The 13,657-nt window shown below is 70.0% G+C and carries 15 protein-coding genes and 1 pseudogene; 10 read left to right on the top strand and 6 right to left on the bottom strand.

The window, feature by feature from the left end; genetic code table 11:
* The first annotated feature begins 1 nt into the window (after position 1).
* The 7 genes from AB0D66_RS28265 (at position 2) to AB0D66_RS28235 (ending at position 5,038) form a co-directional block, all read left to right on the top strand.
* The gene (locus AB0D66_RS28265; RefSeq protein WP_362309364.1) at positions 2 to 1,105 is read left to right on the top strand and encodes a DUF2637 domain-containing protein; all 1,104 of its coding nucleotides are present in this window, start codon (positions 2 to 4) and stop codon (positions 1,103 to 1,105) included.
* 397 nt (positions 1,106 to 1,502) lie between these two features.
* Positions 1,503 to 1,688: a hypothetical protein gene (locus AB0D66_RS28260; protein ID WP_362309361.1), complete on the top strand. Its 186-nt coding sequence runs from the start codon at positions 1,503 to 1,505 to the stop codon at positions 1,686 to 1,688.
* Complete coding sequence (locus tag AB0D66_RS28255; RefSeq protein ID WP_362309358.1) at positions 1,685 to 2,236, top strand: hypothetical protein; 552 nt, start codon at positions 1,685 to 1,687, stop codon at positions 2,234 to 2,236. Before AB0D66_RS28260 ends, AB0D66_RS28255 begins: the two co-directional genes overlap by 4 nt.
* Before the next feature lie 144 nt (positions 2,237 to 2,380).
* Positions 2,381 to 2,527: a hypothetical protein gene (locus AB0D66_RS28250; RefSeq protein ID WP_362309355.1), complete on the top strand. Its 147-nt coding sequence runs from the start codon at positions 2,381 to 2,383 to the stop codon at positions 2,525 to 2,527.
* Positions 2,524 to 2,742 (top strand): hypothetical protein, encoded by a 219-nt coding sequence (locus tag AB0D66_RS28245; RefSeq protein ID WP_362309352.1) that lies wholly within the window; start codon positions 2,524 to 2,526, stop codon positions 2,740 to 2,742. Before AB0D66_RS28250 ends, AB0D66_RS28245 begins: the two co-directional genes overlap by 4 nt.
* A gap of 64 nt (positions 2,743 to 2,806) precedes the next feature.
* Positions 2,807 to 3,079: a hypothetical protein gene (locus AB0D66_RS28240; RefSeq protein ID WP_362309349.1), complete on the top strand. Its 273-nt coding sequence runs from the start codon at positions 2,807 to 2,809 to the stop codon at positions 3,077 to 3,079.
* Positions 3,080 to 3,292: 213 nt separating this feature from the next.
* A complete protein-coding gene (locus AB0D66_RS28235) occupies positions 3,293 to 5,038 on the top strand; it encodes a hypothetical protein (RefSeq protein WP_362309346.1) in 1,746 nt (581 codons plus the stop codon).
* Between the two features lie 1,023 nt (positions 5,039 to 6,061).
* On the opposite strand, the gene AB0D66_RS28230 is transcribed toward AB0D66_RS28235, so the two are convergent.
* The 3 genes from AB0D66_RS28230 to AB0D66_RS28220 form a co-directional block, all read right to left on the bottom strand.
* Positions 6,062 to 6,322, bottom strand: coding sequence for a hypothetical protein (locus AB0D66_RS28230; RefSeq protein WP_362309343.1), 261 nt, complete (start codon positions 6,320 to 6,322; stop codon positions 6,062 to 6,064).
* A 79-nt stretch (positions 6,323 to 6,401) separates the two neighbouring features.
* Positions 6,402 to 6,845, bottom strand: a complete 444-nt coding sequence (locus AB0D66_RS28225) for a hypothetical protein (protein WP_362309340.1) — start codon at positions 6,843 to 6,845, stop codon at positions 6,402 to 6,404.
* Between the two features lie 382 nt (positions 6,846 to 7,227).
* Positions 7,228 to 7,713, bottom strand: coding sequence for a hypothetical protein (locus AB0D66_RS28220; RefSeq protein WP_362309337.1), 486 nt, complete (start codon positions 7,711 to 7,713; stop codon positions 7,228 to 7,230).
* A 541-nt stretch (positions 7,714 to 8,254) separates the two neighbouring features.
* Between AB0D66_RS28220 and AB0D66_RS28215 the strand changes: the two genes are divergently transcribed.
* From AB0D66_RS28215 to AB0D66_RS28205, 3 genes are read left to right on the top strand one after another with little or no spacing between them, the layout of a single operon-like run.
* On the top strand, positions 8,255 to 9,736 hold the full coding sequence (locus AB0D66_RS28215) for a Mu transposase C-terminal domain-containing protein (protein WP_362309334.1): 1,482 nt from the start codon (positions 8,255 to 8,257) through the stop codon (positions 9,734 to 9,736).
* Positions 9,733 to 10,491 (top strand): ATP-binding protein, encoded by a 759-nt coding sequence (locus tag AB0D66_RS28210; RefSeq protein WP_362309331.1) that lies wholly within the window; start codon positions 9,733 to 9,735, stop codon positions 10,489 to 10,491. The genes AB0D66_RS28215 and AB0D66_RS28210 overlap by 4 nt, the downstream gene beginning before the upstream one ends.
* Positions 10,492 to 10,506: 15 nt before the next feature.
* Complete coding sequence (locus AB0D66_RS28205) at positions 10,507 to 11,493, top strand: hypothetical protein (RefSeq protein ID WP_362309328.1); 987 nt, start codon at positions 10,507 to 10,509, stop codon at positions 11,491 to 11,493.
* A 281-nt stretch (positions 11,494 to 11,774) separates the two neighbouring features.
* Here the strand turns inward: AB0D66_RS28205 and AB0D66_RS28200 are convergent, their stop codons facing one another.
* The 3 genes and pseudogenes from AB0D66_RS28200 to AB0D66_RS28190 all read right to left on the bottom strand — a co-directional run.
* Complete coding sequence (locus tag AB0D66_RS28200) at positions 11,775 to 12,029, bottom strand: helicase associated domain-containing protein (RefSeq protein ID WP_362309325.1); 255 nt, start codon at positions 12,027 to 12,029, stop codon at positions 11,775 to 11,777.
* Entirely contained in the window at positions 12,026 to 13,177 is a 1,152-nt protein-coding gene (locus tag AB0D66_RS28195; protein WP_362309322.1) for a Helicase associated domain protein, read from the bottom strand. The genes AB0D66_RS28200 and AB0D66_RS28195 overlap by 4 nt, the downstream gene beginning before the upstream one ends.
* Positions 13,178 to 13,351: 174 nt before the next feature.
* A pseudogene (locus AB0D66_RS28190) lies at positions 13,352 to 13,657 on the bottom strand (IS701 family transposase); the annotation flags it as partial.

Below are 13,657 nucleotides of genomic sequence, written 5' to 3'. Positions count from 1 at the left end.
CATGGCAGTCGTCGCCGGCACCATCGTCCTCACCCTCGGCCCGACCCTCGCCCTGCGCCGTCGACGGACCGTCATGGCCGCCCTCAGCGCGGAGGAACGCTCGACCGCAGCCGCGCTGCGCGGCCGCCGAATCGAAGACCGCCTGACCATGGTCATCGCGGCCGCCGCCGCAGCGCTCTCGACGACCGGCCTCCGACGCGTGGGGCGTCACCAGATGGGCCTGAGCGATCCGTTCGACCTCCTGCCCTTCATCGCCCTCGACATCGCCGCCATGGTCTGCGGCCGCCGCGCCCGCCGCCGCGCCCGCGAAGGCGAAGGACCAGGCCTTTCCGGAGTCCTCTTCTGGGTACTGGCCGGCACCAGCTCCCTCTTCTCCGCCGCCGAAGCAGCCTCCCCGCTCGGCGCCCTCGTCCGCGCAGTGTGGCCGGTCCTGGCCGCGGTCCTGTGGGAGCTCGGCTCCCTCGAAGAACGCCGCGCAGCCCGCAGCCACCGGGCCCGCCCAGACTGCCGCCTGGCGCTGATCCGACTCTTCCACCCCGTCGAGGCCGTCCGCGTCGCGCTGCTCCTCGCCGCCCGCCATGACCTCACCCAGGAAGAAGCCACCACCGAGGTCCGCGTCTCCCGTGCCGCCTTCCGCTGGTACCGGCTCCGCCGCGCCCAGAAGGCGGTCCGCAAAGCCGGCCGCCCGACCCGCTGGGCGTTCCGGTACCTGGAAACGCGAGCCGACACCCGCGCCCAGAACGCCAGCGAGCGCGCCCGGTGCGCCGACCCGGCCATTCTGGAACAGGTCGTCAGCCGACTACAGGGGCGCGTCCGGCAGGCGGAATGGGCCGGTATGAATCTCAGCTCCGCGGCAGCGTTCGAGGCCATGCGCGGCACGCTGATCGGTATCCAGCAGCCGTTCCGGCCCATACCGGTGCCACCCATACCGCCGCGTCCACCGACCCGATCACCACCGAAGAACCCCAGGTGGATGACGGTATGGACGCCCTGGACAGCACCGACGTCCTCACGGACGAGGAGGTGCAGGAACGCTTCGCCCAGCTCGTCCCACGCCGCCCCGACGGCAAGCTCGCCTGGGGCATCAACAAGTGCGCCCGCGTGATCGGCATCGGCACGCCTCGGGCCAGCAAGTTCCTCACCACCCAGGACACGTGGCTCCCCGCAGCTGTGGCCCGGTATGGCAGCACGACCGCGGCAGCCCGCACCGAGGCCCCGCAGACCGAGGCACCGCGCCTGGACGACCACATCGAGCAGGCCCTCGCCCTCGCCAACCCGGACCCCGAACCGGGCAGCCACCGCGAACCGGCGCCCGCATCACCCACAGCGCAAACCCTCGACGACGAACTCCTGCGCGCCGGCCTGACCGGGGATTACCAGCTACTCCCCGGCAGCCAGCTCCTCGTCCCTGCGGGCGCCGACCGACGCTGACCCACCCTCCCCGCTCGACGGATGCCGGCCCGGCCGCCCGCGAGCTCCCGAACCCCTGTGAGGACCCCGCCATGACCCGCACGGCCACCGCATCCGCCCTGTCCTTCGACGACCACGTCGCCGAGGCGCTCGCCCTCGTCGCCGACCGGCGCTCCCCGCGCACCGTGGACCGGCCCCAGAGCACCAGCGCCCGCGGCCTCGCCCGCGTCATCCCGCTGCCGCCCCGAACGGCCGCCGACACCGGGACACGCCGATGAAGATCTCGACCAGGCTTCACCGAACCGACCCGGCCGCCGCGTCCCCCACACCAGACCCGCCCAGCGGCAACTCGGTGGCGATCGGCGGAGACGAACTCCGGGCCCGCACGTACGTCAAAGCCGCCCTCGGGGAAACCGACACACACCCCCCGGCCTGGTGGAGCACCCACTCCGCCCAGGAGAGCGAACCCGCAACTGCCGCCCACCAGGTCGAAGTCCACCATCACCACTACTACGCGGAGACACAGTCCCCGGCGCCCGCCCGGGACCGGCTGATCAGTCTCGCCTGGGTCGTCGCGGATAAGCCCCGCCTGGCCGCGGTGGCCGCAGGGGCGCTGCCTCAACCCGCCTTCTACGCCCTGGCCCAAGACGCCGGCACGCTCGCACCGGTCGGTATGGCGTTCATGGCAGGCATGGTCACCGGCTACTGGCGTATGAGCCACCCCAACGTGGTCACCCGCTGGCTGTTCGTCCTGAACATCTCCGCCGCCGTGTTCTACGCGCCCACCTTCCTTCCTATCGTCGCCGCCCTGACCGGAGTTTCCTGATGTTCGCCTCCGCCACGTACGTCACCATCGGCGGTCTCACCGTGGCTCTGTCCATCGTCGTCTGGCGAGCCGGTCCGCTTCTTCCGCCATGACCACCGCAGCTGGAAGGCACTCATCACCTTCGGCCTCGGCCTGGCCCTGGGCATGCTGTCCGTGCTCTGCACCGGCGGAGCCCTGGGGTACTTCTTCGGCTTCGCCGCCCACGTCATGAACATGGGCGGCGACAAGGTCCTGTACGGCGCGACCGGATCGGACACCCCCGCCATCCACGCGGGGCCCACCCCGGAGTGATCACCCCACCCGGCGCCATGGTCCTGGTCCTCCTGTGCGTAGGCCTGGCCACCGCCTGGAAATCGATCACCAAGTCGGTCTCCCTCGACTTCGGCCTGGGTGCCGCCTCCGGCAGCAGCCTCGGCCTGTCCGCAGGAGGCGCCGGCCTGGCCGCCGCCACGCTCGTCCCACTCGTCAACGGCATCGGCAGCCAGGTCACCGGCCCGTTCAACTGATCCAGGCCGCGGTTGTCCGGCGTCCGCCCGCTCGGCAACCGCAGTCCCCGCCAGGAGTCACCGCATGTCCGCCACCCCTGCACCCTTCGACGAGCACGACGAGGAAGCCGTCGCCGTCGAACCCATCGACGACCCCAACGAGGAACACCCACCGCGCAACCCCACCCGAGCCGCCGTCCTCACCAGGCACGCACACAAGGTCGCCGCACGCGAACGAGCCGTACTCGCCGCCGGAACCCGCCACACCGCACGGCAGATGATCCGCTGGTGGAACGCCCAGGACCTCTCTACCGAGTACCTGGCCGCCTTCCACCTCAACCACCAGCACACCCAGTAGAAGAGCCACCGCACCGCCGACCTGCAGGAGATCAACGGCCAGCTCAAGCACTGGAAGAACGCCAACGAGCACCAGGCCCACCGCCAGCGGACCCTCTACACCCGCGAGGCAAACGCCGTCCGCGCCGCAACGTTCACCCCCCGCCAGCCCACCGGCGCCGATCTCGCAGCCACCCGCACCGCACGGGCACGCAACCGACGCCTTGGCACCACCGTGCTACTCAGCATCTCCGTCGCCCTCGCCACACAGAACCCGACCCCCGCCGCCTACACCAGCGCCGCCGCGCTCCTCGCAACAGCCACCGCCTGGACCCAGGGCCGCCGGCCCACCCTGCTGAACCCCGCCCCACCCCGCCTCGACTTCACCCTCCCCGAACCGCCACTCGGCGCCGCCGGACCGGTCCAGACCGCAGACCCGTACCCGATCGCCCGCGCCACCACCGCCGACGAAGCAGCAGAGTGCATCCTGCGCGCCCTGCGAGCCGAGAACATCCCTGCCGCCGAGATCACCGACGTCGAACGCAAGCCCTGGGGCTGGCAGTTACCGTCCGTGTCTCCAAGGGCACCCCGCCGCGATCATCGACAAAGCCCAGACCTCGAAACACTCTTCGACCCCGGCAAGGGCGACGTCATCGTCCAGCCCCTGAAGAACCGCACCGCCTGCGCGACCCTCCTGCTGCGCCAGGGCGACATGTTCGCCGACCTGCCGGACGCCCCGCACCTCGCCCCCAAGTCGATCAGCATCACCGACTCCGCCGTCTACGGCGGCTCCGCCAACGGACAGCCCCTCGCCTTCCCGCTCGCCGGCCTGATGGGCGAAGTCATCGCACGCTCCGGCGGCGGCAAGTCCACCCTGCTGCGCGCCCTCGTCGACGTCACCACGGCCTGCCGCGACGCGGTCACGCTCTTCCTCGACCCCAGCGGCGACGGCCCCGGCCCGTACGAAGACGCGATCCGGCTCACCAGCCTCGACCCCGCGACCATCGAACGCACCCTGTTGTGGCTGCACTGCCTCGCCGCCGGCCGCGCCCGCATCCGCCGCAGCCTCGGTATGGGAGACGCCTGGCAACCATCCGCCAAGTACCCCGCCATCCTGGTATTCATCGACGAATTCCCCAAGTTCACCGAGCTTTCCAAGGTCCTGGTGGCGTCCCTTCTGCTCATCGGCCGTCAAGAGGGCGTGTGGATCGTCTTCGCCGCGCAGGGCGCCACCACCGCCTTCCTCGGCTCGAACCTCGCCCAGCAGCCGGCCCTGAAGATCCTCGGCCCGTGCCGCGACGTCGACGTCAAGGCCGCCCTCGGCGGCGGCATGATGGACGAGGCTGGCTACCCCACCGCCTCAACGGCAAGTCCGGCGACGACCTGCGCCAGTGCGCACAGGTCTACATCGAAGGCGCCCCCGGCATCCCGGACGAGCAATGATCCACAAGATCCACCACATCACCCTCGACGAGGGAAAACGCCGAGCCGTCGAGCGTGCCGCGGCCGGCCTGGTCGAGATCGACGAGACCAGCCTCGCCGCCGCGCAGGGTGCGCCGCTACCGGAGTTCGCCGTCAGCAACGACCAGACCGCCGAGCCGCCATCGTGGGGCGAACTCCTCCGCCTGAGCGGGGCAGCCGGCGCCCCCGAAGCGACGCTTCCCGCCATCGCGCAACACCTACTCGACGCCTTCGCCGTCCACGGCGACCCGCCCATCCTCACCGTCGGGCAGATCCTCGAGCACCTGCGACGGCCACCGCCCGTGGCCTCACACCGCTTTCGCGGGACGGACGGAGAGCGAGTCGCGCCAATCTGCGATCCAGCCAGGGGGCGGACCGGCTTCCAATCGAGCCCTCGGGCCTACCTCGCCGGGCAGACGCCTGTACGGGGGAAGCCAGGAGTACCGACTTCCCTCCGGAGACCCCATCCGATCCCGGCTCCGCGCTCAAGGCTGCGCCCGGCGACACCGGCCGCGTTTGACAGGACCGTCCGCAACTCGTTGGCACTTCGTCTTCTGAACCTCACTCCGTCCCGGAACCACCGCGGGGACGAACCGCATACAGATCCCGGCGCGCCCGCCACCTGCGAGGACACCTTGGACACCTCGTGCAGGGAGTCCTCACAGATCGAGTCTCCGACCAACCCCGTTCGGAGGGAGATATCTCCTCCCCGACTTCCCGCCGTGCTCCGACAGAGAGAGATCTCCCCTCCGCGCCGGCCCAGCCAGCCGATGACGGCACCGTCGGAATGTGGCCGTGGGGGGGAGAGAGAGATCTCCCCCATCGCCCTGGTGGCGGGGAGGAGATCTCTCCTCCCCGCCACCAGGGCCACTACGGCCGATCGGGGCCGGCGGGAGGAGAGATCTCCCTTGCGAGCCCAGGAGCTGTAGACGCTTGGGTAGCGCGACCAATCGAGTCCCCTTTGGAGTCCCCTTTGGAGTCCTCCTTGGGCTCCCCTTTCGGATCCCGTTTCGAGTCCCGTTTCGAGTCCCATTCCATTCGAACCGATCGCCGGCAAATCAGCAGGTCACAGGCGCAGACAAGGGGTTGGCGGCACGCCGACTACTTCCCTACGGGCCTATGGCAGAGCTGGATGGACGTGCGAAGAGACATCAACTGGAGGGGGAGAGGAAGCGGAGCCGGCGCGCAGCGAGACGTGGGTGAGCAACCGAGACGGGCGCGGGAACGGGAGGACGGACGACGGACGTAGGAGGAGAGGGGTGGAGCGGTACGGACGACAGACAGAGGAGGAGCAGAGGTGGAACCGAGGGAGGGAGTAGGCGAGGGAGGGGCAGGAAGACGAGTGGCGCGGAGCGGAGCGGCGGGTTGGCCAGATGAGACGACGGGGAAACGGGACAGCAGGAGGACGAGGCAGGCGGGATAGGCGCGTTCCGCGAGGCGGGGCGGGAGCTGGGCGGGGTGAGCGCAGGGTGAAAGCGCAGAGAGCCCCGCTCACGTGGTGAGCGGGGCGGGGGCCGGGTGCTGGGCAGGGTTGGGGCGGGCGCTACGCGGCGCGCTGCTCGGCGTCGGCCAGGAGGGACCGGCCTACGTCTCCTGCAGCCTCTGCGGGGCTCTGCCCTGCGCCAAGAGCCAGGAGGTAGCGGGTGGTAGTAACCGCGACCGCCTCGGGCGTGCTGAGCACCTTGTGGACCACGGGCGCTCGAACGCCCCATTTCTGGGCGATCAGCGTACTGGCGACGGCAGTGATGAACACGACGGCATCCGCCACGCCGTTGGGTGCGTTCGGGGTGAGCGAGTCGCTCATGGTCCTACTCCTTCCTGGCTGGGGGTTGGGCCGGGCGGCCCGGGGGCGCGCCCCGTCGGGCGCACCCCCGGGCGACAGGTCACGCCTTGGTCAGTGTGGCCAGCTCGGCGGACAGGTCCGCGCGCTTGAGGTTCAGCGCGGTGATCGCGCCGGTGAGCTGCGCGGCGGGATCCATGCCCGGCGTGACGTCCGGGCTGGTCATGCCGTTCTCGGGAAGCTCGTCGCGCTCCTTGGTCAGATCCGCGATCCGCTCGCCGATCGACAGGATGGCGAACTTGAGCCTGTCGATCTTGTCGGACTTGGACTTGGCGTGCTGCTCGGTCCAGGGGGTCTCCGACTTGATGAACGCCGCGTACTTCGCGGTCAGCTCGGTGAGATCGTCGCGGTTCATCCACTGGACAACCAGGGCCGTTACCAGGTCGGCGGTGCGCAGCGCCGTCCGGCCGGAAACCTCGACCGCGCTGACGCCGGTGGCGTACTGAGCACCGGCCAGGTCCCGAAGCCAGAAGGCTCGGCGACGCATCGGTGATGTCCAGGGGGTTCACCATCTTGTGCCCGACGACAAACGGGGCGTTGGCACTCCCCAGCACCGGAACGTCCGTGCGCTGGTGACGGTCTTCGGCCGAGCCAGCGCCGAACTGGAAGTTCACCAGGCCGAGAACCGTCGGCTCGGCGTGGTAGTCGGGGTGGACCACGAACGACCCGACCGGGACGACACCCTCCTGGGTGATCCGCTTGACCGCGTAGGTCACTTCGCCGTTCTCGCCGATGCTGGCCTCGGCCGAGTAGGTGGCGCCGGTGGCGGTGGTGAAGGTCTGAGTGGTCATGCTGTCCTCCTGTGGACGGGTGTTGCGTGGGCCGGGACTGCCGTTCCCGGCCCCTTGTGATTACTACGTTACATGGATTCATAGAATTAAGCAACAGGCGGGGTGTGAGTGCAACGCGGACCATTGCTTCCCGCAGCGCCTCGTGCCCGACGGTCGGGGCCTTGACTGCGAAGACGCATGTGGGGCGAACGTTCCGCTGGCGATGGGGCGAAGGTCTTGGACCTTGGCACCGTCGACGAAGTCGCCGTTCTCGGTGTGCCAGCGAACGTCCACCCAGCATGTGTCGAAGGGTTCGTCGTCCATGTCGGGCACGCTCGGGCCGGTGGCGGTCCCGGGGATGGCCTCCTTTTCGGTGACATCAACCACCCGACGCCCTTTCAGGGCCTTGGTGGCCAGGAGTTCGATGTGCTCGGTTGGCTCTGCCTTGAAGGTGCCGACTTGCTGTGACGTGCCGCCGACCTCTTGGAAGGCGTCGAAGACTGCGTGACCTGCCGGATCGATCCGAATGGAGTAGGAGAACGGCAGAGTGGCGACGGTGGTTGGAAACACGCTGGGTTCGGACATGATCGCTTCCAGGGAATAGGGGGCGGCGGTCTCCGGCCTGAGTGGCTGGGCCGGCTTCTTCCGGAATGCGCCAGCTCTCGGCTGACTGATTCCTGCGGCGGCGTTTCTGCCGACCCCGCGAGCACCACAATGCACAGATTCGTAGAGTTACGCTACACCATTCGGGCGGGGAAGTCGGGTGGGTGTTCTCGCGTTGTTGTCTGGTGTGGTTCTCGTTTCAGTGTCCTGGTGGGTGGATGCGGCTGAGTGGCTGATTGGCGTTGTCTTGCAGGGTGTTCGGGGTGGTGGGGGAGGGCGTTGGGGCTGGACAGTGAGATGAGGGTGGGTGGTCAGTGGTTGAGAATCGGCTGGTCAACAGGCTGAACGCTCCAATGGAGTAGTCTCTCCCTTCTCGATCATTTTTGGTGGGCCGCGGATGCCCGTTGTGGTGGGAGAGCGTGTTGGTGGGGGCTGTGGCGGATGCTGAGGTGTTGCGGCCGGTCGCAGTGCGCAGGCTGCTGGCACTCGCCGAGCGGGGGAGTTGACGGCCGGTCATCGGCGGATGGTTGCTGACACGCTGGGGGTGTCGGAGCGGCCGGTGCGCCGGTGGCTGGCGGTGGCGCGCGTGGACGGCCGTCTGGAGCGAGCTGAGCGCTGCCGGTTCACTCTCACGCCGCAGCTGGCTCGTCGGCTTGCGTTTCATCGGGGGAGCGTGGCCGGGTTGCACCGGGAGTTGGTGGCAGAGGCGGAGGCGGCCGGTGGTGGGGCGGTGCCGTCGCTGGCGACGTTGTACCGGGCGGCTGCGCGGGATGTGTCGCCGGGGCTGCGGGCGGGGATGCGCGGTGGCGAGGCCGCCCGCCGAGATCATGACGTGTTTCTTCAGCGCCCTGCCGGTCACCGTAATGAGGTGTGGGAGGCAGACCACGTTCAGGTGAAGGGCGAGGTGGATATCGACGGGTCGCCGGGGCGTCCGTGGGTGACCTGGTTCATCGACTGTGCGACGCGGGTGATCTGCGGGTTCGCTGTGACCGCGCAGGTCCCATCGAGGGAGTCGGTGCTGGTGGCGCTGCGGGATGCGATCTCGCGTGAGGGGGAGCACGGCCCGTTCGGCGGTCTGCCGGGGGCGGTGAGGGTGGACCGCGGCAAGGACTTCCTGTCCCGGACAGTGGGTGAGGCGTTGGGTGCGTTCGCGGTGCCGGTGGTGGACCTGCCCGGCTACAGCCCGCATCTGAAGGGCACCGTGGAAGCGCCGAACACGGCGGCGAAGCAGATGTTCTTCGCCTCTCTGCCTGGTTACACCGCCGCTCCCCGCCTGAAGGGCGGCAGGAAACCGACCGCCGAGCAGCAGCTTTTGCCGCTTGAGGCGCTCATCGAGCTGCTGGGGCAGTGGGTGGCCTGGTGGAACACCGAGCACGAGCCCCGCTCGCTTGCCGGCCGTACACCCGCGGCCGCGTGGGAAGCAGATCTGACCCCCATCGAGGACGCGGAGCCGGGCGCGCTGCACATGTTCACCCTCGAGGACGGCGGCCGGGTGCGGACCTTGGGTAACAAGGGAGTGCGCTGGCGCAGCCGGCACTACGTCAACGCGTGGATGACCGGGCAGGCTGGGCGGAAGGTGCGGCTGCGTTACATGCCGCACCACGAGCACGAGATCGAGGTCTACGACGCCGTGAGCGGGCGGCACTTGGGGTCGGCGTACCTGTCGAACCGGGCGAGGCCTGAGCAGATCCGCGAGATGAAGCGGGCCCGCGCCAGGGAGGCTGACCGGCTCAAGCGGCTTCTGGCCGCGGCCGAGAAGGACCGCGCCACCCGCTATGCCGCCGCTACCCGCGGCACACCTGCCGAGGTGCTCGGCACGGTCACCGAACTGGAGGCCGAGGCGCATCTGCGCGCGGTTGCCGCCGCGGACCTGACCGAGGTGGCACTGCCCGGCTATCTGCCGCTGCCCGCCAAGCTGCCCGCGTCCTGGACCGCACCGGACACGGCCCGGCCGGCTGCTCCCTGCCCCGAAGACGACGACGAAAGCACGCTTGCGCCGCGATGAACGCCATACCCGCCGCACACCCTTCTGAACGTCCGCGACGCGGCCCGCTTCCGCCGCCGCGCGCCGACCACTACCTGTCGCTGCCCGACGCGCACGTGATGGGCACAGTGGCGCTGAAGGAGACGCTGGCCAATCTCGGGGAGGTGATCGCCGCCCGAGGGATGATGTGCGTCTACGGGGCGGCGGGGCTGGGCAAGACGATGTCGGTCAACGCCTCGCTGCGGGAGCTGGCCCCGGGGGCGACGCGCCGGATCGAGTTCCGCGGGCGGCCCACCGTGCTGGATATCCGCCACAACCTGTTCAACGTGCTCGACCTGCCGGGTAGGCCGCCCAGGCAGCCGACCGCGTTCGACACCCTGCTGAAAGACGTGCTGGCCGATCAGTTCCGGGTCCTGGTCTGCGACGAGGCGCAGTGGCTGCGGGAGGAGTCCTTCGAGTATTTCCGGCACCTGTTCGACGACCTCTACACCGACATCGCGGTGGTCTTCGTCGGCGGCGGCAACACCTACGAGGTCCTGGCCGCCAAGGACCCGATGACCTTCTGTACTGCGACGACGTGGCCGCCCACGGCGTCTTCCGCACCTGGGCCAAGATCACCTACCACCTGGGGCGCGCCCTTCAGGCCACCCTCGGTCTTGAGGTCAACCGGGACCTGCTGCGCTGGGTCTTCAGCAAACTCGGCCGCCGCACCCGGCCATGAGCACTCCCGGACCCGCCCGCCGCATCTGCCCGCCGCGCCCTGGCGCCGACGATAAAGACGCCCACGACCCGTGAACGATATATCCTCTGACGTCACTGTCCTGCTCGACCCCGGTGACGACGCCGCTGTCACTCGCGCGGCGCTCGCCGGGCACGCCCCGACGGCCGGCTGCGTCACCGTCCACCCCACCCCGGGCACCACCAGCGACCGCTACTTCGCCCACGACCTCCTGGCGGCGCTGGGCAAACCCGCACGCCTCCCGGGCTTCCCAGACGCGCGCGCTCCGGTGTGGGAGGCCGCCACCGCCTGGCTGGCGGCGCTCCCCGTAAGGCGCCTGACGGTCCTGCGTGCTCACCTGCTCACTCGTACCCGCCTGCAACGCCTGCTCGACCTGCGGGCGTTCACCAGAGCGCACCTGGTCCTGGTGTGCCACCGCTCCCGTCCGACCGCTGCCCTGCGTGACGCTCTTACCGGCGTGCCCCACAGGCTCGTCGAGGCATCGTCTGCCGGCGGCCTCCTCGCCGGGGCGGCCGTGCCTGGCCCGGGCCAGCCTGCCGCGCCGCAGCGGGCTGCCGGCCGCTGGATCACCATGCCGGCGCTGGAGCGGCTGGCGGACTGGGACGGGGAGGGCCACTGCATCGGATGCGTTCCACCGCCGATCAGGTGGCGTTACCGGACCCGGCCGCGACCACGCTCGTCTGAGACCGGCGCGGAGATCGCCCGCCGCATCCACGGCGTCACCGCGCATCCCCGTCTGGCCGCCGTGCTGGCCGCAGCCGTCTTCACCGGCGCCGCCGGGCAGCAGCTGGGCACCGCGCGCCTGGCGGACTGGCGCGAGGACGACTCCACCCTGGCCCTGCACGACCCCCTCGGGCAGATCGACGGCTGCGCTACCCACCCCGTGCCCGCCTGGGCGACCGTCTTCCTGCGCCGCAGCCCGCTTCACCCGCCTCACCCCTGCACCCGGCGCACCTGTGCTCATTCGTCCCGAGGAGCACCCTGGCCTGCTTCGGCTCGCAGAACAGGCCCGGCTTCGCCCACCCCAGCCGAGCATTGACCAGGAGCGCGGCGCCGTTCCTGGTCGTGGGATCGAGTGGTTCTACCGCGAGCTGGCGGAGTCAGGCATGGACGCAGAGGTGTCCCAGCACACCCGGCGTCCGCGACCGCGTGTACGGCCTGTCAACAAGCCCCAGGCCGACGCATCATGACCAGGCCACGCGGAACCCGCGGCGTGAGCTGCTCCCCCGATGCCGAGGTAGCAGGGGTCGCCGAGGGCCGCGTGGACGGAAGGTCATGCGTCCGGGGCGGACTCCGCTGCGGTGGGCCCCGCCGCTGGCTTCAGTTCCAGCGCATACCGAGCTGGTCGAGGGCCTCAATGCGCTGTGGGTGCAGTCTCGCTCGGCGGGAGCGCTGGTTGGAGATCCATATCCCGAGCTTGATCTCGGTACCGTCGGTGATCTCTACATGCTGGCGGGGGACGTTCAGGTGTCCTTCACGCTGGGCGTAGGCGGCCGCGGCGGCGAGGTTCCGCGCGAACTTGTGGTCTTGAGTGAGACGCGGCGCGCTCTGGATGCCGCCACCGCTGGGCGTCACGCCGAGCTCGGCCAGTAGCCGGCGCTGTCCTCGTGGAGAGTGTCCCATTGGCTGAGCTGGTGGGTCAGCCAGGCGCCGACGTCTTCCCCGGCGATCATGTGACCCGGCTCGATTTCCGGCGTCTTCACCGCTCCTCCCGCGGTGAGGTACCGCTTGAGGAGGGTGTAGCGACGCTGCCACACCAGCGGCCACGCGGGGCACCAGCACGGGTCAATGTCGGCCAGCGCCGCCTTGCGCGTGTCGGACAACGCGCCCTGGCTGCCGACGGCAAGGCGTGCCTCCCGGCGCCGGTTGGCCAGCCACGTCCCGACCGGATAGCCGTCCATGACGGCCTCGTGCCCGGCCGCGAGGTGGCCGTGGACGGCGTGGTAGGCGCGAGCCATCGACAGCCCAGCGCTGAACACGTGGTCGGGGTGGCTCCACACCATGCCCAGGCGTTCCAGCGCGTCGATGCGCACGGCGGGCAGGCGGCCGGTCTTGTTGGCTTTGCGCTGCTCGGCGATCCACCGCCCCAGCGGAAATGCGCCGTCCTTACACTGGTAAGGGACGTTCAGGTGGCCGTGGGCCGCATGGAAGCGGCGGGCGGCTGTCCAGCCGCGCAGCCATCCGCGGCGCTCGATGTTGATCACCCGCAGCCTGACGAACTCCGCGATGTCGGCGGGATGGCGGGCGGTGGCGAACAACAGCGGCACCTTGACCGGTGGGGCCGCGCCCGTGTCGCCCCCGCCGGGCCAGGCGGCGAGCCGGTCGATCACGTCAGTGTCGTGGGCAGCGAGCGTGGCCAGGACCTTGACCAGCGGCAGATACGAGCCAGATGACAGCCAGTCCTCGCTGCGCTCGTCGGGGGACAGAAGGACCGGCACGACCAGGGAGGCGACCTTGTCACCGCGTGGACCCTGCCGCAGCGCGCGTCCGACCGTCTGGACGGTGTCGACGATCGACTCCCTGGGGTCGGCGAAGACCACCGCGTCCACCTCGGGGATGTCCACCCCCTCGGCCAGCACCCGGGCACTGGAGAGCACACAGCGCTCCACCACCACCCCGTCCGCGCCCCAGCCGCGGGCGAACTGGGCCAGTGCCTCGCGCCGGTGGGCCATGCCATGGCCGCCGTGCAGCCAGCCGGACCACACCCGCCGCGGATAGACCACCGGTTCTGCAGCCCACAGCCGACGGGAGATACCCGGCGAAGCCGCAATCCTCCGTGATCGGAGTTTCACCGTTCCTTTAGTACTCCGGCAGCGGTTCGTGTCCTGAGCTGGTTCTTCTCAGGTAGTGACTGCGCTCGGCGGTGGCTTGGCGGCGTCGGCGCCAGTGGGACCAGTTCAGTGCGTGATCTCGTGGGCGAGGGCGTTCTGGTCGGTGGTGGGGCAGGAGATGCTCCAGGAGCCGTCGGATCTCTGCCACGGTGAGAGCGGCGATGTCGCAGGGGGAGTCGTTTCTGCGTCCCCCTTTGCCGCCTCGTCGGCGGCCAGGCCGGCGAGGAAGGCGTGGGCGAGCATGGCCAGAGTGATGTGCCGGTACCCGCCCACATACCGGCGGACCTCGTACTCGTCCAGGCCGCACTCGTTCTTCGCGGCCTGGAAGCACTCCTCGATCGCCCACCGCATCCCGGCCACCCTCGCCAGGTC

Source organism: Streptomyces sp. NPDC048270, from assembly GCF_040652335.1.
Taxonomy (GTDB): Bacteria; Actinomycetota; Actinomycetes; order Streptomycetales; family Streptomycetaceae; genus Streptomyces.
This window is presented reverse-complemented; position numbering and strand designations above follow the sequence as displayed.

Excerpts from the sequence above, each read along its gene's own strand:
- AB0D66_RS28265 (WP_362309364.1), top strand. The coding sequence starts at position 2 with ATGGCAGTCGTCGCCGGCACCATCGTCCTCACCCTCGGCCCGACCCTC.
- AB0D66_RS28260 (WP_362309361.1), top strand. The coding sequence starts at position 1,503 with ATGACCCGCACGGCCACCGCATCCGCCCTGTCCTTCGACGACCACGTC.
- AB0D66_RS28255 (WP_362309358.1), top strand. The coding sequence starts at position 1,685 with ATGAAGATCTCGACCAGGCTTCACCGAACCGACCCGGCCGCCGCGTCC.
- AB0D66_RS28250 (WP_362309355.1), top strand. The coding sequence starts at position 2,381 with ATGCTGTCCGTGCTCTGCACCGGCGGAGCCCTGGGGTACTTCTTCGGC.
- AB0D66_RS28240 (WP_362309349.1), top strand. The coding sequence starts at position 2,807 with ATGTCCGCCACCCCTGCACCCTTCGACGAGCACGACGAGGAAGCCGTC.
- AB0D66_RS28230 (WP_362309343.1), bottom strand. The coding sequence starts at position 6,322 with ATGAGCGACTCGCTCACCCCGAACGCACCCAACGGCGTGGCGGATGCC.
- AB0D66_RS28225 (WP_362309340.1), bottom strand. The coding sequence starts at position 6,845 with ATGCGTCGCCGAGCCTTCTGGCTTCGGGACCTGGCCGGTGCTCAGTAC.
- AB0D66_RS28220 (WP_362309337.1), bottom strand. The coding sequence starts at position 7,713 with ATGTCCGAACCCAGCGTGTTTCCAACCACCGTCGCCACTCTGCCGTTC.
- AB0D66_RS28215 (WP_362309334.1), top strand. The coding sequence starts at position 8,255 with ATGGTTGCTGACACGCTGGGGGTGTCGGAGCGGCCGGTGCGCCGGTGG.
- AB0D66_RS28210 (WP_362309331.1), top strand. The coding sequence starts at position 9,733 with ATGAACGCCATACCCGCCGCACACCCTTCTGAACGTCCGCGACGCGGC.